The following is a 23,162-nucleotide window of genomic DNA, read 5'->3' as shown; positions in this document are numbered from 1 at the left end:
AGCCGGAGGAGTGCAGTGGCAGCCAACGACCGGGCATCAGCACCCGGAAAGTCCGGCGCGGGCTCCGGCAACGAAGCGCTGATCCGCGCGTCCCTGAGCGCTGTCGCGCCGGGGATGGCGCTGCGCGACGGGCTGGAGCGCATCCTGCGCGGTAACACCGGCGGTCTCATCGTCCTGGGAATGGACAAGACCGTCGAGTCGATGTGCACGGGCGGTTTCGTGCTGGACGTGGAGTTCACCGCGACGCGGCTGCGCGAGCTGTGCAAGCTCGACGGCGCGCTCATTCTCGACAAGGACATCACGAAGATCCTCCGGGCGGGCGTGCAGCTCGTGCCGGAGTCCTCGATCCCCACCGAGGAGACGGGCACCCGGCACCGCACGGCGGACCGGGTCTCCAAGCAGTGCGGCTTCCCGGTCGTCTCCGTGTCGCAGTCGATGCGGCTGATCGCGCTGTACGTGAACGGGGAGCGCCGGGTCCTGGAGGAGTCGGCGGCGATCCTGTCGCGGGCGAACCAGGCGCTGGCGACCCTGGAGCGGTACAAGCTCCGTCTGGACGAGGTCGCGGGCACGCTCTCCGCCCTGGAGATCGAGGACCTGGTGACGGTCCGGGACGTGACGGCGGTGGCGCAGCGGCTGGAGATGGTGCGCCGGATCGCCACGGAGATCGCCGAGTACGTGGTCGAGCTGGGTACCGACGGCCGGCTCCTCTCGCTCCAGTTGGACGAGTTGATCGCGGGCGTCGAGCCGGAGCGGGACCTGGTGGCCCGCGACTACGTACCGGAGCCGACCGCGAAACGGGCCCGTACGGTCCAGGAGGCCCTGGTGGAACTGGACGCGCTCACCCACCCGGAGCTGCTGGAACTGCCCATCGTGGCGCGGGCCCTGGGTTACAGCGGCTCACCGGAAACCCTCGACTCGGCGGTCTCGCCCCGCGGTTACCGCCTGCTGGCGAAGGTGCCGCGGCTCCCGGGCACCATCATCGAGCGGCTGGTCGAGCACTTCGGCGGGCTCCAGAAGCTGCTGGCGGCGAGCGTGGACGACCTCCAGACGGTGGACGGCGTCGGCGAGGCCCGCGCGCGGAGCGTCCGTGAGGGCCTGTCCCGCCTGGCGGAGTCGTCGATCCTGGAGCGGTACGTCTAGGGTCTTCCGTCTGGATCTGGCCGTACAACTCGCCGTACGTCCGGCCGTACGTCCGGCCCGAGTACGCGAACGCCCCGGCCCGGGAGGAGATCCCGGCCGGGGCGTTCGCGTGTCCCGTGTGCTGCCGCGTGCGCGGAGGGGTCAGTCCTTCTCCAGGCGGATCGACTGCTGCCCCTGCTTGACCGTCGCGCCCGGCGCCACCGCCTCCACCAGGTACGTTCCTGGGCCGACCGCCCCGGCCGGCGGGGTGGCGCACCGGGCCGCGCTGCGTACCCGGTCCCACTCGACGGTACGGGTGACGGTGGCGCCCGCCGGTACCCGGAACAGGGCGCTGCCGGCCTGGGGGCAGTCCTTGGAGGACCAGACCCGCTCGTCGTCGGAGTCGGTCACGGTGAGCACCACGGCCTTCGGTCCGAAGTCCGCCTTGCAGGTGGTCGCGGAGGTGTTCTTGGCGGTCAGCCGGAACACGGGCTTCTCGCCGGGGCCGTAGGCGACCTTCGTCGGGGCGAGGGTCAGCGTCAGGGAGCCGGGGGTGCAGTCCGGCAGCGCGGAACTCCCGGGCACCTGCTGGCCCGAGGTGGTGGTGCCCCCGCCGGAGCCGGAACCTTGGCCGGACGAGCCGGACGAGCCGGACGAGCCGGCGGAACCGGCGGAACCGGCCGAGCCGGCGGAACCGCCGCCGGACGACGCGCCTTCGCCGCCGCCCGAGCCCGCGCCGCCGCCGCCCGAGCCGCCGGTGTCGCCGTTCTTGCCGCCGTCGGCGCCCGCGTCCGTACCGTTCCCGCCGTCGCCGTCCCCGCCGGTGCCCTCCGACTCGTCCCGGCCGCCCGGCTGTTCACTGATGGCGGGGCCCGAACCGGAGGGGCCCGGGGTGATCGTCGTCGCGGGATTGGCGCCGTCGCCCTTGCCGTCGGTCTTCCTGCCACCTCCGCCCGAGGTGACGACCCATACGACCAGCAGGGCGAGCAGCGCGATCAGCGTCGCCGCTACTGCCCTCCGTCGCCAGTAGATGGTGGAGGGAAGCGGCCCGACCGGATTGCGCAAAGATCCCACGTCGCAAACTGTACGAGAGATCCGGGCCAACTCCCGCCCCACATGCCGCCCGTGTGCACAAGTTTTACGGATCATCATCCCGCAGAGGCGAGTCGGGCCGTGATCTTCGGCTGACGCGCATTCAGATGGCGATTGAGGGAACCCTCGATGGCCTCGGTACGTTCTCCCCATGAACAGCAGCGCAACCAGCGGCCTCTATCGAGACGTCGTCGACTTCGCCCACACCACCCCTTCCTGGTTCCAGTTCCTGGCGGAAATATGGACAGAAGCCGGACTGCTCTTGTTCGGGGTCCTCTTCCTCGTGATCTGGTGGCAGGCCAGACCGACCGGCTCGCGCGCCGTGGCCGTCGCGGTGCTCGCCCCGCTCGCGACCGCCTTCGCCTATGTGTGCAGCGAGGTGTCCAAATCGGTGATCCAGGAGGACCGCCCCTGCCGGACCGTCACGGGAGCCGTCTCCCTCATCCCCTGTCCGCCCGTGGGTGACTGGTCCTTCCCCAGCAACCACTCGACGATCGCCGGCGCCGCTGCGATCACCCTCGTGCTCGCACGCCCCGTACTCGCTTATCTGACGGTGCCGATGGCGCTGTTGATGGCGTTCTCGCGGGTCTTCGTCGGCGTCCACTACCCGCACGACGTCGCGGTGGGCCTCGTGTTCGGCGGCGTGATCGCCACGGTCGTCGTCCTCCTCGCGGCCCGTCCCGTGCAGCTCCTGGTGGAGACGATGCGTTCCAGCAGATCGGGCGCGGCGCTCTGGCTGGCGGGCTCCGGCGACGGCGCACCGGCCGTGGCGCGCGGACGCCACAGCGCCGGCCGGAGCTGAGCCCGACCGCACGAGCGAACGGGGAGAGAAAAGGCGTACGTACTTCTGGAGCACGCCGGACCGGGCGCGGGGTACCGGGCGCGCGGGTCCGGCCCCGGGCGCGAGACGCCGACCCCGGCACGTGGTGGCGGCGCGCACGCGCGGGCGCGTGAGGACCGCGCGGCTCGCGGGCGCTGACCCGAGCGCGTGGTGCTGTCCGGCGTACTCCGGCGTACGCCTGCCTGCTGCACCGTCCGCGGGCCCGCACATGTCAGGATCGGAACTGCCATGACTGCTACCTCCGCGCACTCGACGCCCCCGCGCCACCCGTCACCCCCGCCGCACCCCGCCCCGGTGGACGGGGCCGGTCCGGCCGCCCTTCCCCCCGCCGTCCCCTCCACCCTCCACACCCCCGTCATCGCGTGGTTCGAGACGCACGCCCGCGATCTGCCCTGGCGCCGCCCCGAGGCGGGCGCCTGGGGGGTGATGGTCAGCGAGTTCATGCTCCAGCAGACCCCGGTGAACCGGGTCCTGCCGGTGTACGAACAGTGGCTCGCCCGCTGGCCCCGCCCCGCCGACCTGGCCGCCGAGGCACCCGGCGAAGCGGTGCGCGCCTGGGGCCGGCTCGGCTACCCGCGCCGCGCGCTGCGGCTGCACGGCGCCGCGAAGGCGATAACGGAGCGGCACGGCGGTGACGTACCCCGCGAGCACGCGCACCTGCTCTCGCTGCCCGGGATCGGCGAGTACACGGCCGCCGCGGTCGCGTCGTTCGCGTACGGGCAGCGGCACGCCGTGCTCGACACGAACGTACGGCGCGTCCTGGCCCGCGCCGTGAACGGCGTCCAGTACCCGCCGAACGCGACCACCGCCGCCGAGCGGAAGCTCGCACGTGCGCTGCTGCCCGAGGACGCGTCGACGGCGGCGCGCTGGGCCGCCTCCTCGATGGAACTGGGCGCGCTGATCTGCACGGCGAAGAACGAGGGGTGCGCGCGCTGCCCGATCGCCGCGCGGTGCGCCTGGCAGCTCGCCGGGAAGCCGGCCCACGACGGGCCGCCGCGGCGCGGCCAGACCTACGCGGGCACGGACCGCCAGGTCCGCGGCAAGCTCCTCGCCGTGCTGCGGGACGCGGCGACGCCCGTACCGCAGGCGGCGCTGGACGCGGTGTGGGACGAGCCGGTGCAGCGGGGGCGGGCCCTGGACGGGCTGGTCGCGGACGGACTGGTCGAGCCCCTGGAGAACGCCCTGTACCGGCTGCCGCAGAGCTGAGCCCCGCTCGGCCGCCGTTACACAACCGATGGGCAGCCGTGCGTCCGCCGACGGCTGTCCCGCACAGCCTCGTGACAACCGCTCCGTAATTTCAGTGACGTCAGGAAAGTGCCGTCGGGAACGGCATGAATGATCACGGGGTCGGAGGCGGTTGGCATGGCGCAGGGTGATGTGCTCGGATTCGAGGAGTACGTGCGTACCCGGCAGGAGGCTCTGCTGCGGAGCGCCCGGCGGCTCGTACCCGATCCCGTCGACGCGCAGGATCTCCTCCAGACCGCGCTGGCCCGTACGTACGGCCGCTGGGACGGTATCGCCGACAAGTCCCTCGCCGACGCCTACCTCCGCCGCGTCATGATCAACACCCGTACGGAGTGGTGGCGCGCCCGCAAGCTCGAAGAGGTCCCCACCGAGCAGCTTCCCGACGCGAGCGTCGAGGACGGCAGCGAGCAGCGGGCCGACCGCGCGCTGCTGATGGACATCCTCGGGGTGCTGGCTCCGAAGCAACGCAGCGTCGTCGTACTGCGACACTGGGAGCAGATGAGCACGGAGGAGACGGCCGCGGCGCTCGGCATGTCGGCGGGTACGGTGAAGAGCACGCTGCACCGCGCGCTGGCGAGGCTCCGGGAGGAGCTGGAGAGCCGCGCGGCCGAGAGCCGGGACGCCAACGCGCCTCAGAAGCCGGCGGTGGTACGTCGTGACGCACATGGCGGCCGGGGTGGCCGCCGGGAACGGGGGCGGGAGAGGTGCGCGGCCTGAGAGGCCCCGATCGGTCGGGGAGCAGATCGGCGGAGACCGGACCACCCGGCCAGGAAACGGCGGGACCGGAAACGGTGGGCCGGGAAACAGTGGGCCGGGAAACAGTGGGCCGGGAATCGGCGGGGCGGGAATCGGCGGGGCGGGAATCGGCGGGGCACGCGTCCCTGGCGGCGGGTGGCACGGTACTGGCCGGGCTCGCCGCGTTCGGCCTGCTCGCGGCCGGCTGCTCGACGGGCGGTACGGGGACCCGGGACGAGGGCGCGGCCGTGACCGCGCCGGTCGAGCGGAACGTACCCACGCACAAGGCGTCCACGGTGACGCCCGCCACGACCGTCGACGCGCTGTCCCTGCTGAGGAACGACCCCAAGGTCAGCCCGCGGATCAAGGCCGACCTCAAACGGTGCGGCGAGGACACGTACCCGGTGGACACGTCGTACGGGAACCTCACCGGTGGTACCGCGCCCGATGTGGTGATCAACGTGATGACGTGCGGCGACGCCGTCGGCATCGGCACGTTCGTGTACCGCGATAAGGGCAAGGCGTACGAGAACGTCTTCGCGGCCGAGGAGCCGGCGATCTACTCCGCGATCGACCGCGGCGAACTGGTCGTCACCCAGCAGGTGTACGCGCGGGGCGACCCGATGTCGTACCCCTCGGGCGAGGACGTGGTCACGTACAGCTGGGGCCACGGCAAGTTCAGCGAGCGGTACCGCGTACGCAACGACTACCGGCGGACAGCGCCCAAGCCCGATCCCTCCGTGGCCGACGGAGGCTGACGCCCTCCGCCCGGCGGGACGCCACCCGACATGACCCGTTCGCCTTCCGGCACGACACCCACGACCGAGAACTGAGAGCCGCAGGATGGCAGAGACCCATGTCCTGTTCGTCGAGGACGACGACGTCATCCGCGAAGCCACCCAACTCGCGCTGGAGCGCGACGGCTTCGCGGTCACCGCCATGCCGGACGGACTCTCCGGCCTGGAGGCGTTCCGCGCGAACCGGCCCGACATCGCGCTGCTCGACGTGATGGTGCCGGGCCTGGACGGTGTCAGCCTGTGCCGCCGGATCCGTGACGAGTCGACCGTGCCCGTGATCATGCTGTCGGCCCGCGCCGACTCGATCGACGTGGTGCTGGGCCTGGAGGCGGGCGCCGACGACTACGTGACCAAGCCCTTCGACGGCGCGGTGCTCGTCGCCAGGATCCGCGCCGTACTGCGCCGCTTCGGCCACGCGGGCCGCCCGGCCGGGGAGCCGGGCGGGCAGGGCGAGCCCGACGAGCACGGCGTGCTGTCCTTCGGCGATCTGGAGATCGACACGGTGGGCATGGAGGCGCGGCGGAGCGGCGTGCGGGTGGCGCTGACCCCGACGGAGATGCGGCTCCTCCTGGAGTTCTCGTCCGCGCCCGGTACCGTGCTCTCCCGGGACAAGCTGCTGGAGCGGGTCTGGGACTACGGCTGGGGCGGCGACACCCGTGTCGTGGACGTCCATGTGCAGCGGCTGCGTACCAAGATCGGCCAGGACCGGATCGACACGGTCCGCGGTTTCGGATACAAGCTCAAGGCATGAAACGCCTCGCCCTGCGCACCGGTGTCAGGTGGAAGATCAGCATCGCGATCGCGGCGGTCAGCGCGCTCGTGGCGGTCGCCCTGAGCCTGGTCGTCCACAACTCGGCCCGGGTCTCCATGCTCGACAACGCGCGCGAAGTCCAGATGGAACGGCTGCTGTTCGCCCAGCGGATGTACGACAGCACCAAGGAAGCGAAGTTCGGCACGAAGGTCGACGACCCGGCGCTGCCGCGCTCCCTGGAGCAGAAGATGAACCAGGGGAGACGCGCGACCTACGTGCAGGAGGAGACGAACGGGGTGCCCGACGTCTGGGCGGCCGTCCCGCTCAGCAACGGCACCGTACTCTCGCTGCACAGCAAGTTCGCCGACCGCTCCACCACGATCATGAAGGACCTGAACCGGTCCCTGATCATCGGCTCCGTCTCGGTGGTCTTCGGCGGCTGCGCCCTCGGGGTGCTGGTCGGCGGCCAGCTCTCGCGGCGGCTGCGGAAGGCCGCCGCGGCGGCGGGCCGGGTCGCGCAGGGCAATACGGACGTACGGGTCGGGGATGCCGTGGGCGGTGTCGTACGCGACGAGACGGACGAGCTGGCCCGCGCCGTGGACGCGCTGACGGACGCGCTGAACGAGCGGATCGAGGCGGAGCGGCGGGTCACCGCGGACATCGCCCACGAGCTGCGCACCCCGGTCACGGGGCTGCTCACCGCGGCCGAGCTGCTGCCACCGGGGCGCCCCACCGAGCTGGTGCGCGACCGGGCGCAGGCCATGCGGACCCTGGTCGAGGACGTCCTGGAGGTCGCGAGGCTCGACAGCGCCTCGGAGCGGGCGGAGCTCCAGGAGATCGCGCTCGGCGAGTTCGTCGCCCGGCGGGTGGCCCTGCTCAACCCCGACATCGAGGTGCAGGTGGTCCACGACTCGTGGGTCAACACCGACCCGCGCCGGCTGGAGCGCATCCTGGGCAATCTGCTGGCCAACGCCGCCAAGCACGGCGGGACACCGGTCGAGGTCACCGTGGAGGGCCGGGTCGTACGGATACGGGACCACGGCCCCGGTTTCCCCGAGGCGCTGCTCCGCGAGGGCCCCAGCCGTTTCCGTACGGGTGCCACGGACCGCGCGGGATACGGGCACGGTCTGGGACTGACCATCGCGGCCGGCCAGTCCCGCGTCCTGGGCGCCCGTCTCACATTCCGCAACGCGACCCCCTCGGGGGCGCCGGACAGCGGCGCGAGCGGCGTGAGCGGCGCGATCGCGGTCCTCTGGCTCCCGGAACACGCCCCGACGAACACGGGCAGCTTCCCGCTGCTCCACCACCTCCAGGACTGAGCGGAGCGGCCGTCCGGCCCGGAGGGGCCTCGACTGCCCGCCCGCCCCGGAGGGGCTTCGAGGGGCTGGGAACGGCCGCCGGCCCTGTCCCGCGACGCGGGACAGGGCCGGAAGACAAGGGGAGGAGCACGGGTCAGACGGTCTGCGCGACCTCGTCGGGGCTCTTCGGCCCGGCACCCCGCAGCGGAACCTCACGGACGAAGAACGCCGCCGCGAACCCGATCACCGCGATGCCGGCGCCGAGCAGGAACGCCGAGTGCGTACCGGCGGAGACCGCCTGCTGGTACGCCTCACGCACCACGTCCGGCAGCTTCGCCAGGCTCGCCGCGTCGAGCTGCGCGGACTGCTCCGTCACACCCGCCCCGCCGGAGCCCGCGCGGGACGCCATCTCGTCCTGCACCCGGCTGGTGAAGAGCGCGCCCATGATCGCGGCGCCGAAGGAGCCGCCGAGCGTACGGAAGAGGGTGGTGGTGGACGAGCCGACGCCCATGTCCTTCATCTCGACGCTGTTCTGCGCGACGAGCATGGTGATCTGCATCAGGAAGCCCAGCCCGGCGCCGAGCACCGCCATGTAGATCCCCGAGGTCAGCCGCGAGGTGTCCGGGCCCATCTGCGCGAGGAGGAAGAGCCCCGCGACCATCAGACCACTGCCCACGATCGGGAAGATCCGGTACTTGCCGGTGTTGGTGGTGACCCGTCCCACGAGCAGCGAGACGAGCATCATCGACAGGAGCATCGGCAGGAGCAGCAGACCGGAGTTGGTGGCGGAGGCGCCCTGCACGGCCTGCTGGTACAGCGGGAGGAAGAGCACCGCGCCGAACATCACGAAGCCGGTCAGGAAGCCGACGACCGACATGATCGTGAAGTTGCGGCTGCGGAAGATGTGCAGCGGCATGATCGGCTCGTCGACCTTGGTCTGCACGGCGACGAACCCGATGAGCGAGGCGACACCGACGAAGATCAGCAGCAGGATCATCCCGGAGGTCCAGGCGTACTCCGTACCGCCCCAGGTCGTGACCAGCACGATCGAGGTGATGCCGACGGTCAGCAGCCCGGCACCGAGGTAGTCGACCTTGACCTTCTTCGAGCGGTCCTTGGCGGGCAGGTGCAGTACGGCGGTGATCATCGCGAGCGCCACGGCGCCCAGCGGCAGGTTGATGTAGAAGCTCCAGCGCCAGCCGAGGTGGTCGGTGATCGTGCCGCCGACCAGCGGTCCGCCGATCATGGCGAGGGCCATGACACCGGCCATCATGCCCTGGTACTTGCCGCGCTCCCGGGGCGGGATCAGGTCACCGATGATGGCCATGACGCCGACCATCAGACCGCCCGCGCCGAGCCCCTGGACGGCCCGGAAGCCGATGAGCTGGCTCATGTCCTGGGCCATGCCGCTGAGCGCGGAGCCGATCAGGAAGACGACGATCGAGGCGAGGAAGACGCCCTTGCGTCCGTAGAGGTCGCCGAGCTTGCCCCAGATCGGTGTGGAGGCCGCCGTGGCGAGGGCGTACGCGGTGACCACCCAGGAGAGGTGGGCGAGGCCGCCCAGCTCGCCGACGATGGTCGGCATCGCCGTACCGACGATCATGTTGTCGAGCATCGCGAGCAGCATCGCGATCATCAGCGCCAGCAGCACGACGCGCACGCTGCGCGGCTGCCGTCCACCGCTCCCCGCCGCCTCCGCGGTCGCCGCGGGCCCGGCGGTCGCTATGGACTCCGCGGTCGCCACGGACCCCGCGGCCCCCTCCCCCGCTGGTGCCGCGCCCGCGGCCTTCCCCGGCTGTTTCCCGTTCGCACTCATCGTCCCCACCGCTCCCCTGGTACACCCTGATGCCTGGTACATGCGCCCGCCGGGGCCCTTACTTGCCGACCGGCTAGCTGACTACACTGCGGTAAGGTAGACCTCTACTTACCGGGCGTCAAGTAAGTAATTCGGGAGAGCACCCATGGGCAGCACACAGCACCCCCGGCGGGGAAACACCCGCCAGCGCATTCAGGACGTCGCGCTGGAGCTGTTCGCGGAGCAGGGGTACGAGAAGACCTCGCTGCGGGAGATCGCCGAGCGGCTGGACGTCACGAAGGCCGCGCTCTACTACCACTTCAAGACCAAGGAAGACATCCTGGTCAGCCTCTTCCAGGACCTCACCCGCCCGATCGACGAACTGATCGCCTGGGGCCAGGAGCAGCCGCCCACCCTGGAGAGCAAGAAGGAGATCCTGCACCGCTACAGCGCGGCGCTCGCGGGCGCGGCGCCGCTCTTCCGGTTCATGCAGGAGAACCAGGCGACCGTACGCGAGCTGAGCGTCGGCGAGAGCTTCAAGAGCCGCATGGCCGGCCTGTTCGAGCTGTTCAAGGACCCCGACGCCTCCATGACCGACCAGGTCCGGTGCGTGAGCGCGCTCTTCACCATGCACGCCGGCACCTTCGCGCTCAAGGACGTCGAAGGAGACCCCGAGGAGAAGCGCGAAGCCATCCTGGAGGTCTCCATGGAGCTGATCACCAAGGCGCACCACGGGACCACGTCCTGAGACGTGGTCCCGTGGCGGGGTCACAACCCCGCGCCCGATCTCACCTCAGGTGTCACACCTTGACGCCGACGGAGCGCAGGAAGGGCACCGGGTCGACGGCCGAGCCGTAGTTCGGGGTCGTACGGATCTCGAAGTGCAGGTGCGGACCGCTGGAGTTACCGGTGTTGCCGGACAGGGCGATCTTCTGCCCCGTCTTGACCGACTGACCGATGCCCACGTCGACCTTCGACAGGTGCGCGTACTGCGAGTACGTACCGTTCTTGTGCTTGATCACGATCGCGTTGCCGTACGCGGGACCGTCACCGGCACCGTTGGGACCGGCCTTGACCACGGTGCCCGTGTGGGCGGCGTGGACGGCGGTGCCGACCGGCACGGCGAAGTCCTGGCCGGAGTGCTTGTGCGACCACATGGTGCCGCCGCGGCCGAACTTCGCACTCAGCGTGTACTTCTTGACGGGGTCGGTCCAGGCGGCGGCCTTCTTGGCGCTCGCCGCGGCCTTGCTCTGCTCGGCGCCGGCGGCCTTGGCCTGGACGGCGGCCTGCTGGTGCGCGGCGGCCGTGGCGGAGGAGCCGACCGGGCTCGCGTGGGCGTCACCGCTGGTCGCGGCGAACGCGGCCCCGGCCCCGGCCACCATCGTCACTCCGACTCCGGCAGCCAGAACGCCGGCACGGGCACGAAGGGCGGACGGGCGGGACAGACGGGACAGGTTGCGCTGCGACATACGGGATGAACCTCCGGGCAAGAATGGTCCCGGCACTCACGCACCGGGCTGGCCTCACCTTGGTAACCCGGACCCACCCACATCCCAAAACACCCCATCTACGACATCTCGTCGTAGCGCCGGAGGTGGCCCTCGGCCTCTTGACGCCCCGCCCGTCCCGCCCATGGCACAGGCCCCCCACAGCCTGGCCTTCCTGTCGAACCGGCAGCTTCCGCACTATTCCGTCTAGTAGCGCCGAAAACGCCTGTGCGCCTTGTCACGGCCACCGGGTAGAACGACTGTCCGTTTCAGGACCAAAGCCCCGGCCCGCGCCACCGTGCCCCCACGGCGGGAGAACCGCGCACCGCCCCGGTCCGCGGGCCGGACCACACCCGGAAGCGCGCGCTCAGGGCTGGACCCCCCGGAAGCGCGCGCTCCGCGCCGCTGTCACCACCAGCCCGCACGCGGCGGCGGCAACCACCTCGGCACCGAAGCCCTCGGCGACCGCCTGACCGCCCCCACGTGGCCCGCGCGAAAAGGGGCTGCCCCGGACCGTTTCTCACGGTCCGGGGCAGCCCCTTCAGGCGCTCAGGCCAGCAGCGTCACACGCGCGAGTGGCGCGTCACGCCTCCTTCGTCAGGTTCGGGCCGCCGCCCGCCGCCTGCTCGATCGGGGGGGCGTCCGGGAGCGGGGACTTCTCCTCGCCGCGGAAGGTGAACTTCTTCGCCTCACCCTCACCCTCCGTGTCCACGACCACGATGTGACCGGGGCGCAGCTCACCGAAGAGGATCTTCTCGGAGAGGATGTCCTCGATCTCCCGCTGGATCGTCCGGCGCAGCGGCCGGGCGCCCAGGACCGGGTCGTAGCCCTTCTTCGCGAGGAGCGACTTGGCGTTCGGGCTCAGCTCAAGGCCCATGTCGCGGTCCTTGAGGCGCTCGTCCACCTTGTCCACCATGAGGTCGACGATCTGGATGATGTCTTCCTCGGTGAGCTGGTGGAAGACGACCGTGTCGTCGACACGGTTGAGGAACTCGGGGCGGAAGTGCTGCTTCAGCTCTTCGTTGACCTTGTTCTTCATCCGCTCGTAGTTCGTCTTCGTGTCGCCCTGCGCCGCGAAGCCCAGGTTGAAGCCCTTCGAGATGTCCCGCGTCCCGAGGTTGGTCGTCATGATGATGACCGTGTTCTTGAAGTCCACGACCCGGCCCTGGGAGTCGGTCAGGCGACCGTCCTCCAGGATCTGGAGAAGGGAATTGAAGATATCGGGGTGGGCCTTCTCGACCTCGTCGAAGAGAACGACGGAGAACGGCTTCCTGCGGACCTTCTCGGTGAGCTGGCCGCCCTCTTCGTATCCCACGTAACCGGGGGGAGAACCGAAGAGACGGGAAACCGTGTGCTTCTCGCTGAACTCCGACATGTCGAGAGCGATCAGCGCGTCCTCGTCACCGAAGAGGAATTCGGCGAGCGTCTTGGACAGCTCGGTCTTACCGACACCGGACGGACCGGCGAAGATGAACGAGCCGCCGGGGCGCTTCGGGTCCTTCAGACCCGCTCGCGTACGGCGGATCGCCTGCGAGAGCGCCTTGATGGCGTCCTTCTGGCCGATGACGCGCTTGTGCAGCTCGTCCTCCATGCGGAGCAGCCGGGAGGACTCCTCTTCCGTGAGCTTGAAGACCGGGATGCCCGTGGCCGTCGCCAGGACCTCGGCGATCAGGTCTTCGTCCACCTCGGCGACGACGTCCATGTCGCCGGCCTTCCACTCCTTCTCCCGCTTGGTCTTCGCGGCGAGGAGCTGCTTCTCCTTGTCGCGGAGAGAGGCGGCCTTCTCGAAGTCCTGGGAGTCGATGGCCGACTCCTTGTCGCGGCGGACTCCGGCGATCTTCTCGTCGAACTCGCGGAGGTCCGGCGGCGCGGTCATCCGGCGGATGCGCATCCGGGAGCCGGCCTCGTCGATCAGGTCGATCGCCTTGTCCGGCAGGAAGCGGTCCGAGATGTAGCGGTCGGCGAGCGTCGCGGCGGCGACCAGCGCGGAGTCCGTGATGGACACGCGGTGGTGCGCCTCGTAACGGTCGCGCAGGCCCTTCAGGATCTCGATCGTGTGCGGCAGCGACGGCTCCGCGACCTGGATCGGCTGGAAGCGGCGCTCCAGCGCCGCGTCCTTCTCCAGGTGCTTGCGGTACTCGTCGAGCGTCGTCGCACCGATGGTCTGAAGCTCACCGCGGGCCAGCATCGGCTTGAGGATGCTGGCGGCGTCGATCGCGCCCTCGGCCGCGCCGGCACCCACGAGGGTGTGCAGCTCGTCGATGAACAGGATGATGTCGCCGCGGGTGCGGATCTCCTTCAGGACCTTCTTCAGGCGCTCCTCGAAGTCACCGCGGTAGCGGGAGCCCGCGACGAGCGCGCCGAGGTCGAGGGTGTAGAGGTGCTTGTCCTTGAGGGTCTCGGGCACCTCGCCCTTGACGATGGCTTGGGCCAGTCCCTCGACGACCGCCGTCTTGCCGACGCCGGGCTCGCCGATGAGGACCGGGTTGTTCTTCGTACGGCGGGACAGCACCTGCATGACCCGCTCGATCTCCTTCTCGCGCCCGATGACCGGGTCGAGTTTGGATTCGCGGGCGGCCTGGGTGAGGTTCCGGCCGAACTGGTCGAGGACCAGGGACGTGGAGGGCGTGCCCTCGGCAGGACCGCCCGCTGTGGCGGCCTCCTTGCCCTGGTAGCCGGAGAGCAACTGGATGACCTGCTGCCGCACCCGGTTGAGATCGGCGCCCAGCTTCACGAGGACCTGGGCGGCGACGCCCTCGCCCTCGCGGATCAGGCCGAGCAGGATGTGCTCGGTGCCGATGTAGTTGTGGCCGAGCTGAAGGGCCTCGCGGAGCGACAGCTCCAGGACCTTCTTGGCACGGGGGGTGAAGGGGATGTGCCCGGACGGGGCCTGCTGGCCCTGGCCGATGATCTCCTCCACCTGCTGGCGGACCGCCTCGAGCGAAATCCCGAGGCTCTCCAGGGCCTTAGCGGCGACACCCTCACCCTCGTGGATCAGGCCCAGGAGGATGTGCTCGGTGCCGATGTAGTTGTGGTTGAGCATCCGGGCTTCTTCCTGAGCCAGGACGACAACCCGCCGCGCGCGGTCGGTGAACCTCTCGAACATCGTTAATCGCTCCTCAGAGCGGTCAGGCAGTAAAGGGGTCGGTCCCCTCCCTGTCCTTCCGCAGCTTAGTCCCGCAAGCGGGGACCGCTCATTCCAACTGCCGACTACCTTGTCCCAGGCTCCCAGCCCCGAACGCCGGACAACAGCTTCAACCTGATGGTGGGAGACGATGTTCCCGCAGGCCAGGCAGATACCCCACGCAGCACTACGCCGATGGCGAACGCGAGACGCCCGGAACCGCGTGTCGCCCCTTCCCACTAGGAATGTCTTACCCGCTCGCACCGACAGTCCATGCGGCGCGCCCCGATTCCCTCAGCTACGGGCGAACACCCTTGCGCTCCCTCACGCGCCCGCACGCCCCTCGATCGGGGACCGTGAGCGACGGGGCGCGCACTCAGCGTAACTTCGGGTGCGGACACGGAGTTGCCCGGGGTATGGCTCCGACTGTCCCACCGCCCCGCACACCGTCCGACGACGGCCGCGGCCCGAGGCACGCGCGCGGGCCGGGTGCCCGTCCGCGACGGCACGAGGAGTGCCGCACGGAGTGGCACGGGGAATGGTACGAGGACGGGCTCGGCTGGCCGACGGTGCCCGGGCCGCCGCTCGGGCTGCTCACCGGGGTCCGCTTCGACGTGCTGGAGCTGCCGGCCGACGCGGGCGACGCGCTGCTGCGGCGCATCGGCCCGGGGTGCGGTCCGGTGGCGCTCAGCGGATGCGGCGGCCTGGTCCGGCTGCTGGTGGCCGAGGGGAGCGCGGACGAGCTGCCCGGCCTGCTCGACTGGCTGGACTGGCGCGGTATCGCCCTGGGGCTGTCGGCGCTCGGCGCGGGCGGACGGATGACCGCTCCCGTACCGGCCGTCACGCAGGCGGCCGGCCTCCTGACCGTACGGAGTGCCGTACGAGGTGCCGTACGGAGTGCCGCTCCCCCGCGGCGGGCGGGCGGCGCCCCGCAGGGGACCGCCGTGTGGCTGCGGCCCCCCGAGCCCGGACGTGAGGTGGAACCGACGCTGCCGACGCTCGCACTCTCCGGACGGGGGGACGGTAACGGGGGCAGTGGTGGGGGTGCCCCCGATCTCGTACGACTTGTGGACGCGGCGGCCACCGAGTGCCACCGGGCCCGCTTGCTGCGCGGAAATGTGTTCCGTGCGAATACTCAGCCGTTGGCCTTCTCGTAGGCTTCACGGATCTCGGCGGGAACACGGCCGCGGTCGTTGACGCTGTAGCCGTTCTCCTTCGCCCACTTGCGGATTTCGGCGGTGTCCTTGTTGCCACCGGCCGCCGCACGGCCCTTGCCACGGCTGCCCGCGGCGCGGCCACCGGTACGCCGGCCACCCTTGGTGTACGGATCGAGGAGGCCCCGCAGCTTGTCCGCATTGGCCGTGGTGAGGTCGATCTCGTAGGTCTTGCCATCCAGAGCGAACGTCACTGTCTCGTCCGCCTCGCCACCGTCGAGGTCATCGACAAGAAGGACCTGAACCTTCTGTGCCACCGGATTTCCTTTCATCGAAAATGCAGTACGCGGAAAGGAAACCGCTTTTCTCGGGAAAACACAAACCCCCGGGAGAGGTTCACAGGCGCAACAGGACGGGAAACGTGCGCGATTCGGACATAGAGCGCTGCGGAGTCGGACGGTCACAGATGCAGAAGCATCCGGCTGTTGCCCAAGGTGTTCGGCTTCACCCGTTCGAGACCGAGGAACTCGGCAACACCCTCGTCATAGGAACGCAGCAGCTCTCGGTAGACATCTCGGCCGACCGGGGTCTCACCGATCTCCTCGAAGCCCCGCTTCGTGAAGAACTCGACTTCGAAGGTCAGGCAGAATACCCGGCTCACTCCGAGCCAGCGGGCCGTCTCCAGCAACTTGTCCAGCAGAAGATGTCCGGCGCCGGCCCCCTTGACCGCGGGATCAACGGCGAGTGTGCGCACTTCGGCGAGGTCCTCCCACATCACGTGCAAGGCGCCGCAGCCGATGACGCTCGCGTCCGCGTCGCGTTCCGCGACCCAGAACTCCTGGATGTCCTCGTAAAGCGTCACCGGCGCTTTGTCGAGCAGGATGCCTTCGCTCACGTAAGGGTCGACGAGACGCCGGATCGCCGGTACATCCCTGGTCCTGGCCCGCCGGACGGTGAGGGCATTCGCTTCGGCATTGGGAACGGGTGGCACTGAGGGCATGACCGGACGCTATCGCCCCGCCCCGGAACCCCCGTCGGCGCCCTCTCCCGCCCGGCCCTCCGGGGCTTGGGCACCTTCGGGCACTTCGACGGGGGCCGCGGCGGGTTCCGGGACCACCGGGACGTCCGGATCGTTCACACGGACCATACGCACGGCGTCCTCAAGGGCCTGGCGCTGCTCGGCCGACATCATGCCGAAGAAGGCGACGAGAGCGGCGGCCGGGTTGTCACTCTTCGACCAGGCTTCGTTCATGAGCGCCGCCGCGTAGGCGGCACGGGTGGAGACCGCCGTATATCGATAGGCGCGGCCGTCCACTTCCCGGCGTACCCAGCCCTTCTGATGGAGATTGTCCATTACGGTCATGACGGTGGTGTAGGCGATGGACCGTTCCCGCTGAAGGTCTTCGAGGACTTCCCGGACGGTGACCGGACGGTTCCATTGCCAGACGCGTGTCATGACGGCGTCTTCCAGGTCTCCCAATTGACGGGGCACCCCGCCACCATAGTGCGAGATGTCCGAATGGCCGGTTATTGACGTAACAAAAAGGACGTACGACTGGGTTTCAGTCGTACGTCCGTACATCCGCACGTGGTCCGGATGTCGCGCGCGATGTCCCGCGTGCGGCCGGGGCCCTCAGGCGCGGTGCGCTTCCGGGGCGGCGCCGTGACCGGCGGCCTCCGCCCGGGCCAGGGCCGCGTCGACCGCCGCGTCCTCCTTGGCCTTGTTGGGGCCGCCCTGGCTCTTGACGATCGTCCTGACCAGGAGGGTGAAGAACGTGGCCATGACCACGGGGGGCAGCAGCGCGGAGACGTAGTCCATGCCGTCCAGAGTAGCTATCCGGCGGCGAGCCGTTCCGGCGGGGGCGCGGGTCGGCGGCGGGGCGGAAAGACCTCGGACGGCTTGGGCATCGGCTTGTCCGGCGCGGGGCGGTGCGGCTCCGCGGGCTCGCGGGGCCGCGCGGGCTCGGCGGGCTCGGCGGGCTCGGCGGGCCTGGAAGGCTTACGGGGCTCGCGCGCCGGTTCGTCGGCTGCCCGGCCGCCGGGCAGCGCGAGGAGCCGGGTACGGGGCGCGGGGGCCGCCGGGACCGTACGGCGATCGGCGCCCAGTCCCGCGAAGCGGGACCGTACGGAGCGCTCGGCGAGCCGCCGGCAGTGGTCGAGCAGGGCCGCGGCGGCCGGGTTGGCCCGCAGGGCGCGCAGCGCGGCGAGGTCGTCGGGGCCCGGCGGGTAGCCGGTGGCCAGGGCGTCCTGGAGCAGTTCGAGATAGCCGGTGACGGAGCCGGGCAGCGCCTGGCGGTACCGGGCCAGGTCCGCGACGAGGAACGCCCGCATCCGCCCCGCCTCGCGTACCGCCTCGTCCACGGACTCGGCGAGCCGCAGGCATTCCTGGACGTGTTCGCGCGGGAGCGGGACGGGGTGAAGGGCGGTGGCGAGGGCACGTCGGAGCACACACAGCTCGTCAGCGCCGAACGCCATGCCGCCGCGGGATCCGTAGGGCGTGGGCATGGGGCGACAGTACGCGCCAAAGGGACAAAATCCGCTTAATATCCCACTTCGGGCGCGCCCGAATGCCGGACGGCACGGGTGGGCGCGTGAGCGCCCCTGCGCGGGCGTTGCGCGCAGGGGGAGGCCCCGCGCGCAACGCCCCCTTCCAGGCCCGTGAGGGTGGCTCACAAGCCCGGACGGGGGCGGCGCGGCCCAGCGGGGCCGGGAGCCGGAGGGACCCGCCCGTGGGCGCGGTCAGCGCCTGGCGGGCAGAACCGCGCCCACGGGAAGCGGCTCACATACGGGAGACGTTGCGCTCGTACACCAGGCGCAGGCCGATCAGGGTCAGCCACGGCTCGTGCTCGTCGATCACGGACGCCTCGCCCAGGACCATCGGCGCGAGGCCGCCGGTCGCGATGACCGTCACCTCTTCCGGGTCGTCGGACAGCTCGCGCGCCATGCGCGACACCACGCCGTCGACCTGGCCGGCGAAGCCGTACAGGATGCCCGACTGCATCGCCTCGACGGTGTTCTTGCCGATCACGCTGCGCGGCCGGGCCAGCTCGATCTTGCGGAGCTGCGCGCCCTTGACGCCCAGTGCCTCGACCGAGATCTCGATGCCCGGGGCGATGACCCCGCCCGTGTACTCGCCGCGCACGCTGACCGCGTCGAAGGTGGTCGCCGTACCGAAGTCGACGACGATCGCGGGGCCGCCGTACAGCTCGACCGCCGCGACCGCGTTGATGATGCGGTCGGCGCCGACCTCCTTGGGGTTGTCCATCAGGATCGGCACGCCCGTCTTGATGCCGGGCTCCACGAGGACGGCGGGCACGTCGCCGTAGTAGCGGCGGGTCACCTCGCGCAGCTCGTGCAGGACGGAGGGGACCGTCGAGCAGATCGCGATGCCCTCGATGCCGTCGCCCAGTTCGTCGCCGAGGAGCGGGTGCATGCCCATCAGGCCCTGGAGGAGGACGGCGAGTTCGTCGGCGGTGCGGCGCGCGTCCGTGGAGATGCGCCAGTGCTCGACGATCTCCTCGCCGTCGAACAGGCCGAGGACGGTGTGGGTGTTGCCCACGTCGATGGTGAGCAGCATCAGACGCCGACCTCGCGCAGGTCCAGGCCGATGTCGAGGATCGGGGAGGAGTGCGTCAGCGCGCCGACGGCGAGGAAGTCGACGCCCGTGTCCGCGTACGCGCGGGCGTTGTCGAGGGTGAGCCGGCCCGAGGACTCCAGGACCGCGCGGCCCGCGACGATCCCGACGGCCTCGGCGGTCTCGGCCGGGGTGAAGTTGTCCAGGAGGATCAGATCGGCGCCGGCGTCCAGGACTTCGCGTACCTGGTGCAGGGTGTCCACCTCCACCTCGACCGCCAGGTCGGGCGTGCCCAGCTCCTCCAGGGTGGCCCGTACGGCCTTGAACGCCTCGGCGACGCCGCCCGCGGCGACGACGTGGTTGTCCTTGACCAGGGCGGCGTCGGAGAGCGACATCCGGTGGTTGACGCCACCGCCGCACCTCACCGCGTACTTCTCCAGGGCGCGCAGCCCCGGCGTGGTCTTGCGGGTGTCGCGGACCTTGGCGCCGGTGCCTTCGAGTGCGTCGGCCCACGCGCGCGTGGCGGTCGCCACGCCGGACAGCCGGCACAGCAGGTTGAGCGCGCTGCGCTCGGCGGTGAGCAGATCGCGGGTGCGGGTGGTGACGCTGAGCAGCCTCTGGCCGGCCTCGACTCGGTCACCGTCCAGGACGTGCCGCTCGACCTCGAACTCCTCCGTGCAGACGAGGGAGAGCACCGCCTCGGCAATGTGCAGCCCGGCGACCGTGCCGCTCTCGCGGGCGGTGAAGTCGGCGGTGGCGACGGCGTCCTCGGGGACGGTCGCGAGGGTCGTCACGTCCACGCCGCGGTCGAGGTCCTCCTCGATGGCGACATGGGCGATGTCCTCGACCTGGACGGGGTCGAGACCGGCGTCGGCGAGAAGCTGGGCGAGGGCGGGGTCGAGTCCGCACTCCAGGTCCGCGGGGTCGTATCCGTCCTCGTCGCCGCAGCCGCAGTGGTCACCGCAGCCGCCGGCGCCGGCGCCGGCCCCGGCGGGGGCGCCGATCTGGATGAGCGGTACGTCCACGGGCTCGGGGCGCGGACTGTCTTCGGGCGTGCTCACGGTTACGGCTCCCTGGGGGCGTTGACTGGACGTGGGGGTACGTCGGAATCCGGGACGACGGCGGGGGCGGCGCCGGACGGGGCTGCGTAAGGGGGGTCGGCGGGGACGTACGGGGGGTCGACGGGAGGGAAGGCGGCCGTCGCGGTACGGCGCAGCACCAGTCCGCGGTCGGAGGCGAGCCGGACGACGAGATGGGCGCGCCAGTCGGTGTCGTCGCGCTCGGGCAGGTCCTCGCGCCAGTGGCAGCCGCGGGTCTCCGCGCGCTCCAGGGCGGTGGCGACCAGGACGCGCGCGACACAGAGGAGGTTCGTCGTCTCCCAGGCGTCGACGCCTGGGACGGCGGCCTTGCCGAGGGATCCGGCGGGCGGTTCCGCTTCTGCGACGTCGCCGGCGTCGTGGTCGGCGTCGTGGTCGTGGTCGGCGTCGGGGGTCAGGGCGTGCTGGAACACCGCCTCCAGAGCCTCCGCGGCGGCTTCGAGGCTCGCGGCGGACCGGAGCACGCCGGCGCCCTGCGACATGACGCGCTGGATGCCGGCGCGGGCCTCGGGGGCGATGAGCGGGAGATGGAGCGTGCCGGCCGGTTCGACCGGTACGGCGGCGGCCTCGGTGGGGTCGCGCCGGGTCGGCGCGGCGCCCGCGGCCCCGTCCGCGATGTCGGCGGCGATGCGCTCCGCGAAGACCAGGCCCTCCAGGAGGGAGTTGGAGGCCAGCCGGTTGGCTCCGTGGACCCCCGTGCAGGCGGCCTCGCCGCTCGCGTACAGGCCCGGGACCGTCGTACGGCCGCGCAGGTCCGTACGGATCCCCCCGGAGGCGTAGTGGGCGGCGGGGGCCACCGGGATCGGCTCCGTCACCGGGTCGATCCCGTGGGAGCGGCAGGCGGCGAGGATCGTCGGGAAGCGGGTCTCCCACATCTCGGCGCCGAAGTGGCGCGCGTCGAGATACATGTGCTGGGCGCCCTGCTCCAGCATCCGCCGGGTGATCGCCTTGGCGACGATGTCGCGGGGGGCCAGCTCCGCCAGTTCGTGCTGGTCGAGCATGAAGCGGACGCCGCCGGCGTCGACCAGATGGGCGCCCTCGCCCCGTACCGCCTCCGAGACCAGCGGCTGCTGGCCCTCTGCCCCGGCGCCGAGGAACAGCACCGTCGGGTGGAACTGCACGAACTCCAGGTCGGAGACCTCCGCGCCCGCGCGCAGCGCCAGCGCCACGCCGTCGCCGGTGGAGACCGGGGGGTTGGTCGTCGCGGAGAAGACCTGGCCCATGCCGCCGGTGGCGAGGACCACGGCGGGGGCGTGGACGGCGCCGACGCCGTCGTGCTGCCCCTCGCCCATGACATGGAGGGTGACGCCCGACGTACGGCCCTGTTCGTCCGTCAGGAGGTCCAGGACGAGCGCGTTCTCGACGGTGTGGAGCGCGGCCTCGCGGACGGCCTCGACCAGGGCGCGGGAGATCTCCGCACCGGTGGCGTCGCCGCCCGCGTGGGTGATGCGGCGGCGGTGGTGGCCGCCCTCCCGGGTGAGGAGCAGTTCGCCGGCGTCCGAGGTGTCGAAGTGCGCGCCGGTGGCGATGAGGCGGCGTACGGCGGCCGGGCCCTCCGTGACGAGGGTGCGGACCGCCTCCTCGTCGCAGAGTCCGGCGCCCGCGACGAGCGTGTCGTCGAGGTGCTGCTCGGGGGTGTCCCCCTCGCCGAGGGCGGCGGCTATGCCGCCCTGCGCCCAGCGGGTGGAGCCGTCGTCCAGCCGGGCCTTGGTGACGACGACGGTACGGAGGCCGGCCGCGGTGCAGCGCAGGGCGGTGGTGAGTCCGGCGACGCCGGAGCCGACCACGACGACATCGGCGTCGACGGCCCAGCCGGGGGCGGGGGCGGTCAGCCGTATTCCGGTTCCGGTCGGGCGTCCGGTCACTGGGGGGCTCCGAAGGTCAGGGGGATGTTGTCGATCAGCCGGGTGGCGCCGACCTTCGCGGCGACGACGAGGACCGCCTCACCGGTGTGGCCGTCGGCGACCTCGGTGAAGTCGGCGGGGTCCACGAGGGCGAGATAGTCGAGGTCCAGCGGCGGTACGGCGCGCGCGGCCTCGTCGAGGACGCCATGGGCCGCGGCCCGTACGGCGTCCGCCCCGCAGGGGCGGCCCGGCGCGGGGGCCACGGCGTCCGGGGTCCTGGCGGCGGCCACCGCGTGGGCGTCGGCGGCGAGGCGCGGCTCACCGAGGGCGGAGAGCCGGGCGGCGCGGGCACCGGGCGCCGGGGCGGACGCGGCGCGGGCGCGCAGCGCGTGCTGGGCAGCGAGCCGGTCGCGGGCGGCGAACAGGGCGCGGGAGAGCGCCAGGGCGGTACGGCGCTCGGGCACGGACAGGTAGCGGTTACGGCTGGAGAGCGCGAGGCCGTCGTCCTCGCGGACCGTCGGTACGCCGACGATCTCGACCGGGAAGTTCAGGTCGCGGGCCATCCGGCGGACCAGGGCGAGCTGTTGGGCGTCCTTGAGGCCGAAGAAGGTGACGTCGGCGCGGGTGAGGTGGAGGAGCTTGGCGACGACCGTGAGCATGCCGTCGAAGTGGCCGGGGCGTGAGGCGCCTTCGAAGTGCTCGCCCATGGGGCCCGCGGAGAGGGTGATCTGCGGGGCGCCGCCGGGGTAGACCTCGTCGGCGGCCGGCGCGAAGACGACATCGGCGCCGGCCTCCCGCGCGACCTTGAGGTCGGCCTCAAGGGTGCGCGGATAGCGGTCCAGGTCCTCCCCCGCGCCGAACTGGAGCGGGTTGACGAAGACGGTGACCACGACCAGGCCCTGCGGGCCGACCCGGGTGCGGGCGGCGCGTACGAGCGTCGCGTGGCCTTCGTGGAGCGCCCCCATCGTCAACAGGACGCCGATCCGGGCACCGGGGGCGCGCCGGTCCAGGAGGCGGTCGAGGTCCGCGCGCGTGGCGGCGAGTTCGAAGCTCATGGGGTCCGTCTCTCCGGTCTCCGCGGTCGTCTCTCCGGTCTTCACCGTCGTGGGTCCGGCCTCCGCGGCGGGTCCGGTCTCCGCGGTCGTCGGTCCGGTCTTCACCGTCGTGGGTCCGGCCTCCGCGGCGGGTCCGGTCTCCGCGGTCGTCGGT

At 71.4% G+C, this 23,162-nt stretch carries 22 protein-coding genes; 9 read left to right on the top strand and 13 right to left on the bottom strand.

All coding sequences use genetic code 11. From position 1 onward, the window contains the following. Positions 1-15 precede the first annotated feature (15 nt). Positions 16-1,140, top strand: coding sequence for a DNA integrity scanning diadenylate cyclase DisA (gene disA, locus ACFXPL_RS05490; RefSeq protein ID WP_384912843.1), 1,125 nt, complete (start codon positions 16-18; stop codon positions 1,138-1,140). Between the two features lie 141 nt (positions 1,141-1,281). Here disA and ACFXPL_RS05485 read toward each other — a convergent pair whose 3' ends face one another. Further along, a complete protein-coding gene (locus tag ACFXPL_RS05485) occupies positions 1,282-2,193 on the bottom strand; it encodes a hypothetical protein (RefSeq protein ID WP_384912840.1) in 912 nt (303 codons plus the stop codon). Between the two features lie 169 nt (positions 2,194-2,362). On the opposite strand from ACFXPL_RS05485, the gene ACFXPL_RS05480 reads away from it, so the two are divergent. From ACFXPL_RS05480 to cseC, 6 genes are all read left to right on the top strand, one after another. Then, on the top strand, positions 2,363-3,013 hold the full coding sequence (locus ACFXPL_RS05480; protein ID WP_384912837.1) for a phosphatase PAP2 family protein: 651 nt from the start codon (positions 2,363-2,365) through the stop codon (positions 3,011-3,013). Between the two features lie 267 nt (positions 3,014-3,280). Next, positions 3,281-4,258 (top strand): A/G-specific adenine glycosylase, encoded by a 978-nt coding sequence (locus tag ACFXPL_RS05475; protein WP_384912835.1) that lies wholly within the window; start codon positions 3,281-3,283, stop codon positions 4,256-4,258. A 156-nt stretch (positions 4,259-4,414) separates the two neighbouring features. Next, positions 4,415-5,014, top strand: coding sequence for a SigE family RNA polymerase sigma factor (locus tag ACFXPL_RS05470; protein WP_384912832.1), 600 nt, complete (start codon positions 4,415-4,417; stop codon positions 5,012-5,014). A gap of 89 nt (positions 5,015-5,103) precedes the next feature. Continuing rightward, on the top strand, positions 5,104-5,790 hold the full coding sequence (locus ACFXPL_RS05465) for a hypothetical protein (protein WP_384912829.1): 687 nt from the start codon (positions 5,104-5,106) through the stop codon (positions 5,788-5,790). An 85-nt stretch (positions 5,791-5,875) separates the two neighbouring features. Then, positions 5,876-6,580 (top strand): two-component system response regulator CseB, encoded by a 705-nt coding sequence (gene cseB / locus ACFXPL_RS05460; protein ID WP_384912827.1) that lies wholly within the window; start codon positions 5,876-5,878, stop codon positions 6,578-6,580. Continuing rightward, positions 6,577-7,899 (top strand): two-component system sensor histidine kinase CseC, encoded by a 1,323-nt coding sequence (gene cseC, locus ACFXPL_RS05455; RefSeq protein ID WP_384912824.1) that lies wholly within the window; start codon positions 6,577-6,579, stop codon positions 7,897-7,899. Before cseB ends, cseC begins: the two co-directional genes overlap by 4 nt. Positions 7,900-8,032: 133 nt before the next feature. Here the strand turns inward: cseC and ACFXPL_RS05450 are convergent, their stop codons facing one another. Next, a complete protein-coding gene (locus ACFXPL_RS05450) occupies positions 8,033-9,694 on the bottom strand; it encodes an MDR family MFS transporter (RefSeq protein ID WP_384912821.1) in 1,662 nt (553 codons plus the stop codon). A gap of 145 nt (positions 9,695-9,839) precedes the next feature. Here ACFXPL_RS05450 and ACFXPL_RS05445 point away from each other — a divergent pair, with 145 nt between their 5' ends. Further along, the gene (locus ACFXPL_RS05445) at positions 9,840-10,421 is read left to right on the top strand and encodes a TetR/AcrR family transcriptional regulator (protein ID WP_384912819.1); all 582 of its coding nucleotides are present in this window, start codon (positions 9,840-9,842) and stop codon (positions 10,419-10,421) included. Positions 10,422-10,473: 52 nt separating this feature from the next. Here ACFXPL_RS05445 and ACFXPL_RS05440 read toward each other — a convergent pair whose 3' ends face one another. Both ACFXPL_RS05440 and ACFXPL_RS05435 read right to left on the bottom strand, forming a co-directional pair. Continuing rightward, positions 10,474-11,142 carry a M23 family metallopeptidase gene (locus ACFXPL_RS05440; protein ID WP_384912816.1) on the bottom strand — a complete coding sequence of 223 codons (669 nt, stop codon included), beginning with the start codon at positions 11,140-11,142 and terminating at the stop codon, positions 10,474-10,476. Between the two features lie 601 nt (positions 11,143-11,743). Beyond that, on the bottom strand, positions 11,744-14,266 hold the full coding sequence (locus ACFXPL_RS05435) for an ATP-dependent Clp protease ATP-binding subunit (RefSeq protein WP_384912813.1): 2,523 nt from the start codon (positions 14,264-14,266) through the stop codon (positions 11,744-11,746). Between the two features lie 434 nt (positions 14,267-14,700). Here ACFXPL_RS05435 and ACFXPL_RS05430 point away from each other — a divergent pair, with 434 nt between their 5' ends. Continuing rightward, positions 14,701-15,441 carry an SCO3374 family protein gene (locus ACFXPL_RS05430; protein WP_384912810.1) on the top strand — a complete coding sequence of 247 codons (741 nt, stop codon included), beginning with the start codon at positions 14,701-14,703 and terminating at the stop codon, positions 15,439-15,441. Here the strand turns inward: ACFXPL_RS05430 and ACFXPL_RS05425 are convergent. From ACFXPL_RS05425 to panC, 9 genes are all read right to left on the bottom strand, one after another. Further along, positions 15,420-15,755: an Lsr2 family protein gene (locus ACFXPL_RS05425; RefSeq protein ID WP_384912808.1), complete on the bottom strand. Its 336-nt coding sequence runs from the start codon at positions 15,753-15,755 to the stop codon at positions 15,420-15,422. The genes ACFXPL_RS05430 and ACFXPL_RS05425 overlap by 22 nt on opposite strands. Before the next feature lie 143 nt (positions 15,756-15,898). Further along, positions 15,899-16,438, bottom strand: coding sequence for an amino-acid N-acetyltransferase (locus tag ACFXPL_RS05420; protein ID WP_384912805.1), 540 nt, complete (start codon positions 16,436-16,438; stop codon positions 15,899-15,901). A 9-nt stretch (positions 16,439-16,447) separates the two neighbouring features. Next, positions 16,448-16,930, bottom strand: coding sequence for a BlaI/MecI/CopY family transcriptional regulator (locus ACFXPL_RS05415; protein WP_384912802.1), 483 nt, complete (start codon positions 16,928-16,930; stop codon positions 16,448-16,450). Between the two features lie 141 nt (positions 16,931-17,071). Next, positions 17,072-17,257, bottom strand: coding sequence for a hypothetical protein (locus ACFXPL_RS05410; RefSeq protein WP_384912799.1), 186 nt, complete (start codon positions 17,255-17,257; stop codon positions 17,072-17,074). 14 nt (positions 17,258-17,271) lie between these two features. Then, positions 17,272-17,913: a hypothetical protein gene (locus ACFXPL_RS05405; protein WP_384912918.1), complete on the bottom strand. Its 642-nt coding sequence runs from the start codon at positions 17,911-17,913 to the stop codon at positions 17,272-17,274. 304 nt (positions 17,914-18,217) lie between these two features. Continuing rightward, entirely contained in the window at positions 18,218-19,015 is a 798-nt protein-coding gene (locus ACFXPL_RS05400) for a type III pantothenate kinase (RefSeq protein WP_384912796.1), read from the bottom strand. Next, positions 19,015-20,073, bottom strand: a complete 1,059-nt coding sequence (gene nadC, locus ACFXPL_RS05395; RefSeq protein WP_384912793.1) for a carboxylating nicotinate-nucleotide diphosphorylase — start codon at positions 20,071-20,073, stop codon at positions 19,015-19,017. Before nadC ends, ACFXPL_RS05400 begins: the two co-directional genes overlap by 1 nt. 2 nt (positions 20,074-20,075) lie before the next feature. Then, positions 20,076-21,974, bottom strand: a complete 1,899-nt coding sequence (locus ACFXPL_RS05390; protein WP_384912790.1) for an L-aspartate oxidase — start codon at positions 21,972-21,974, stop codon at positions 20,076-20,078. After that, a complete protein-coding gene (gene panC / locus ACFXPL_RS05385) occupies positions 21,971-23,008 on the bottom strand; it encodes a pantoate--beta-alanine ligase (protein ID WP_384912915.1) in 1,038 nt (345 codons plus the stop codon). Before panC ends, ACFXPL_RS05390 begins: the two co-directional genes overlap by 4 nt. Positions 23,009-23,162: the final 154 nt, after the last annotated feature.

The organism is Streptomyces sp. NPDC059092 (assembly GCF_042756365.1).
Lineage (GTDB): Bacteria > Actinomycetota > Actinomycetes > Streptomycetales > Streptomycetaceae > Streptomyces.
Note: the sequence above shows the minus strand (reverse complement) of the source record. Positions and strands in the feature narration are given on the sequence as shown.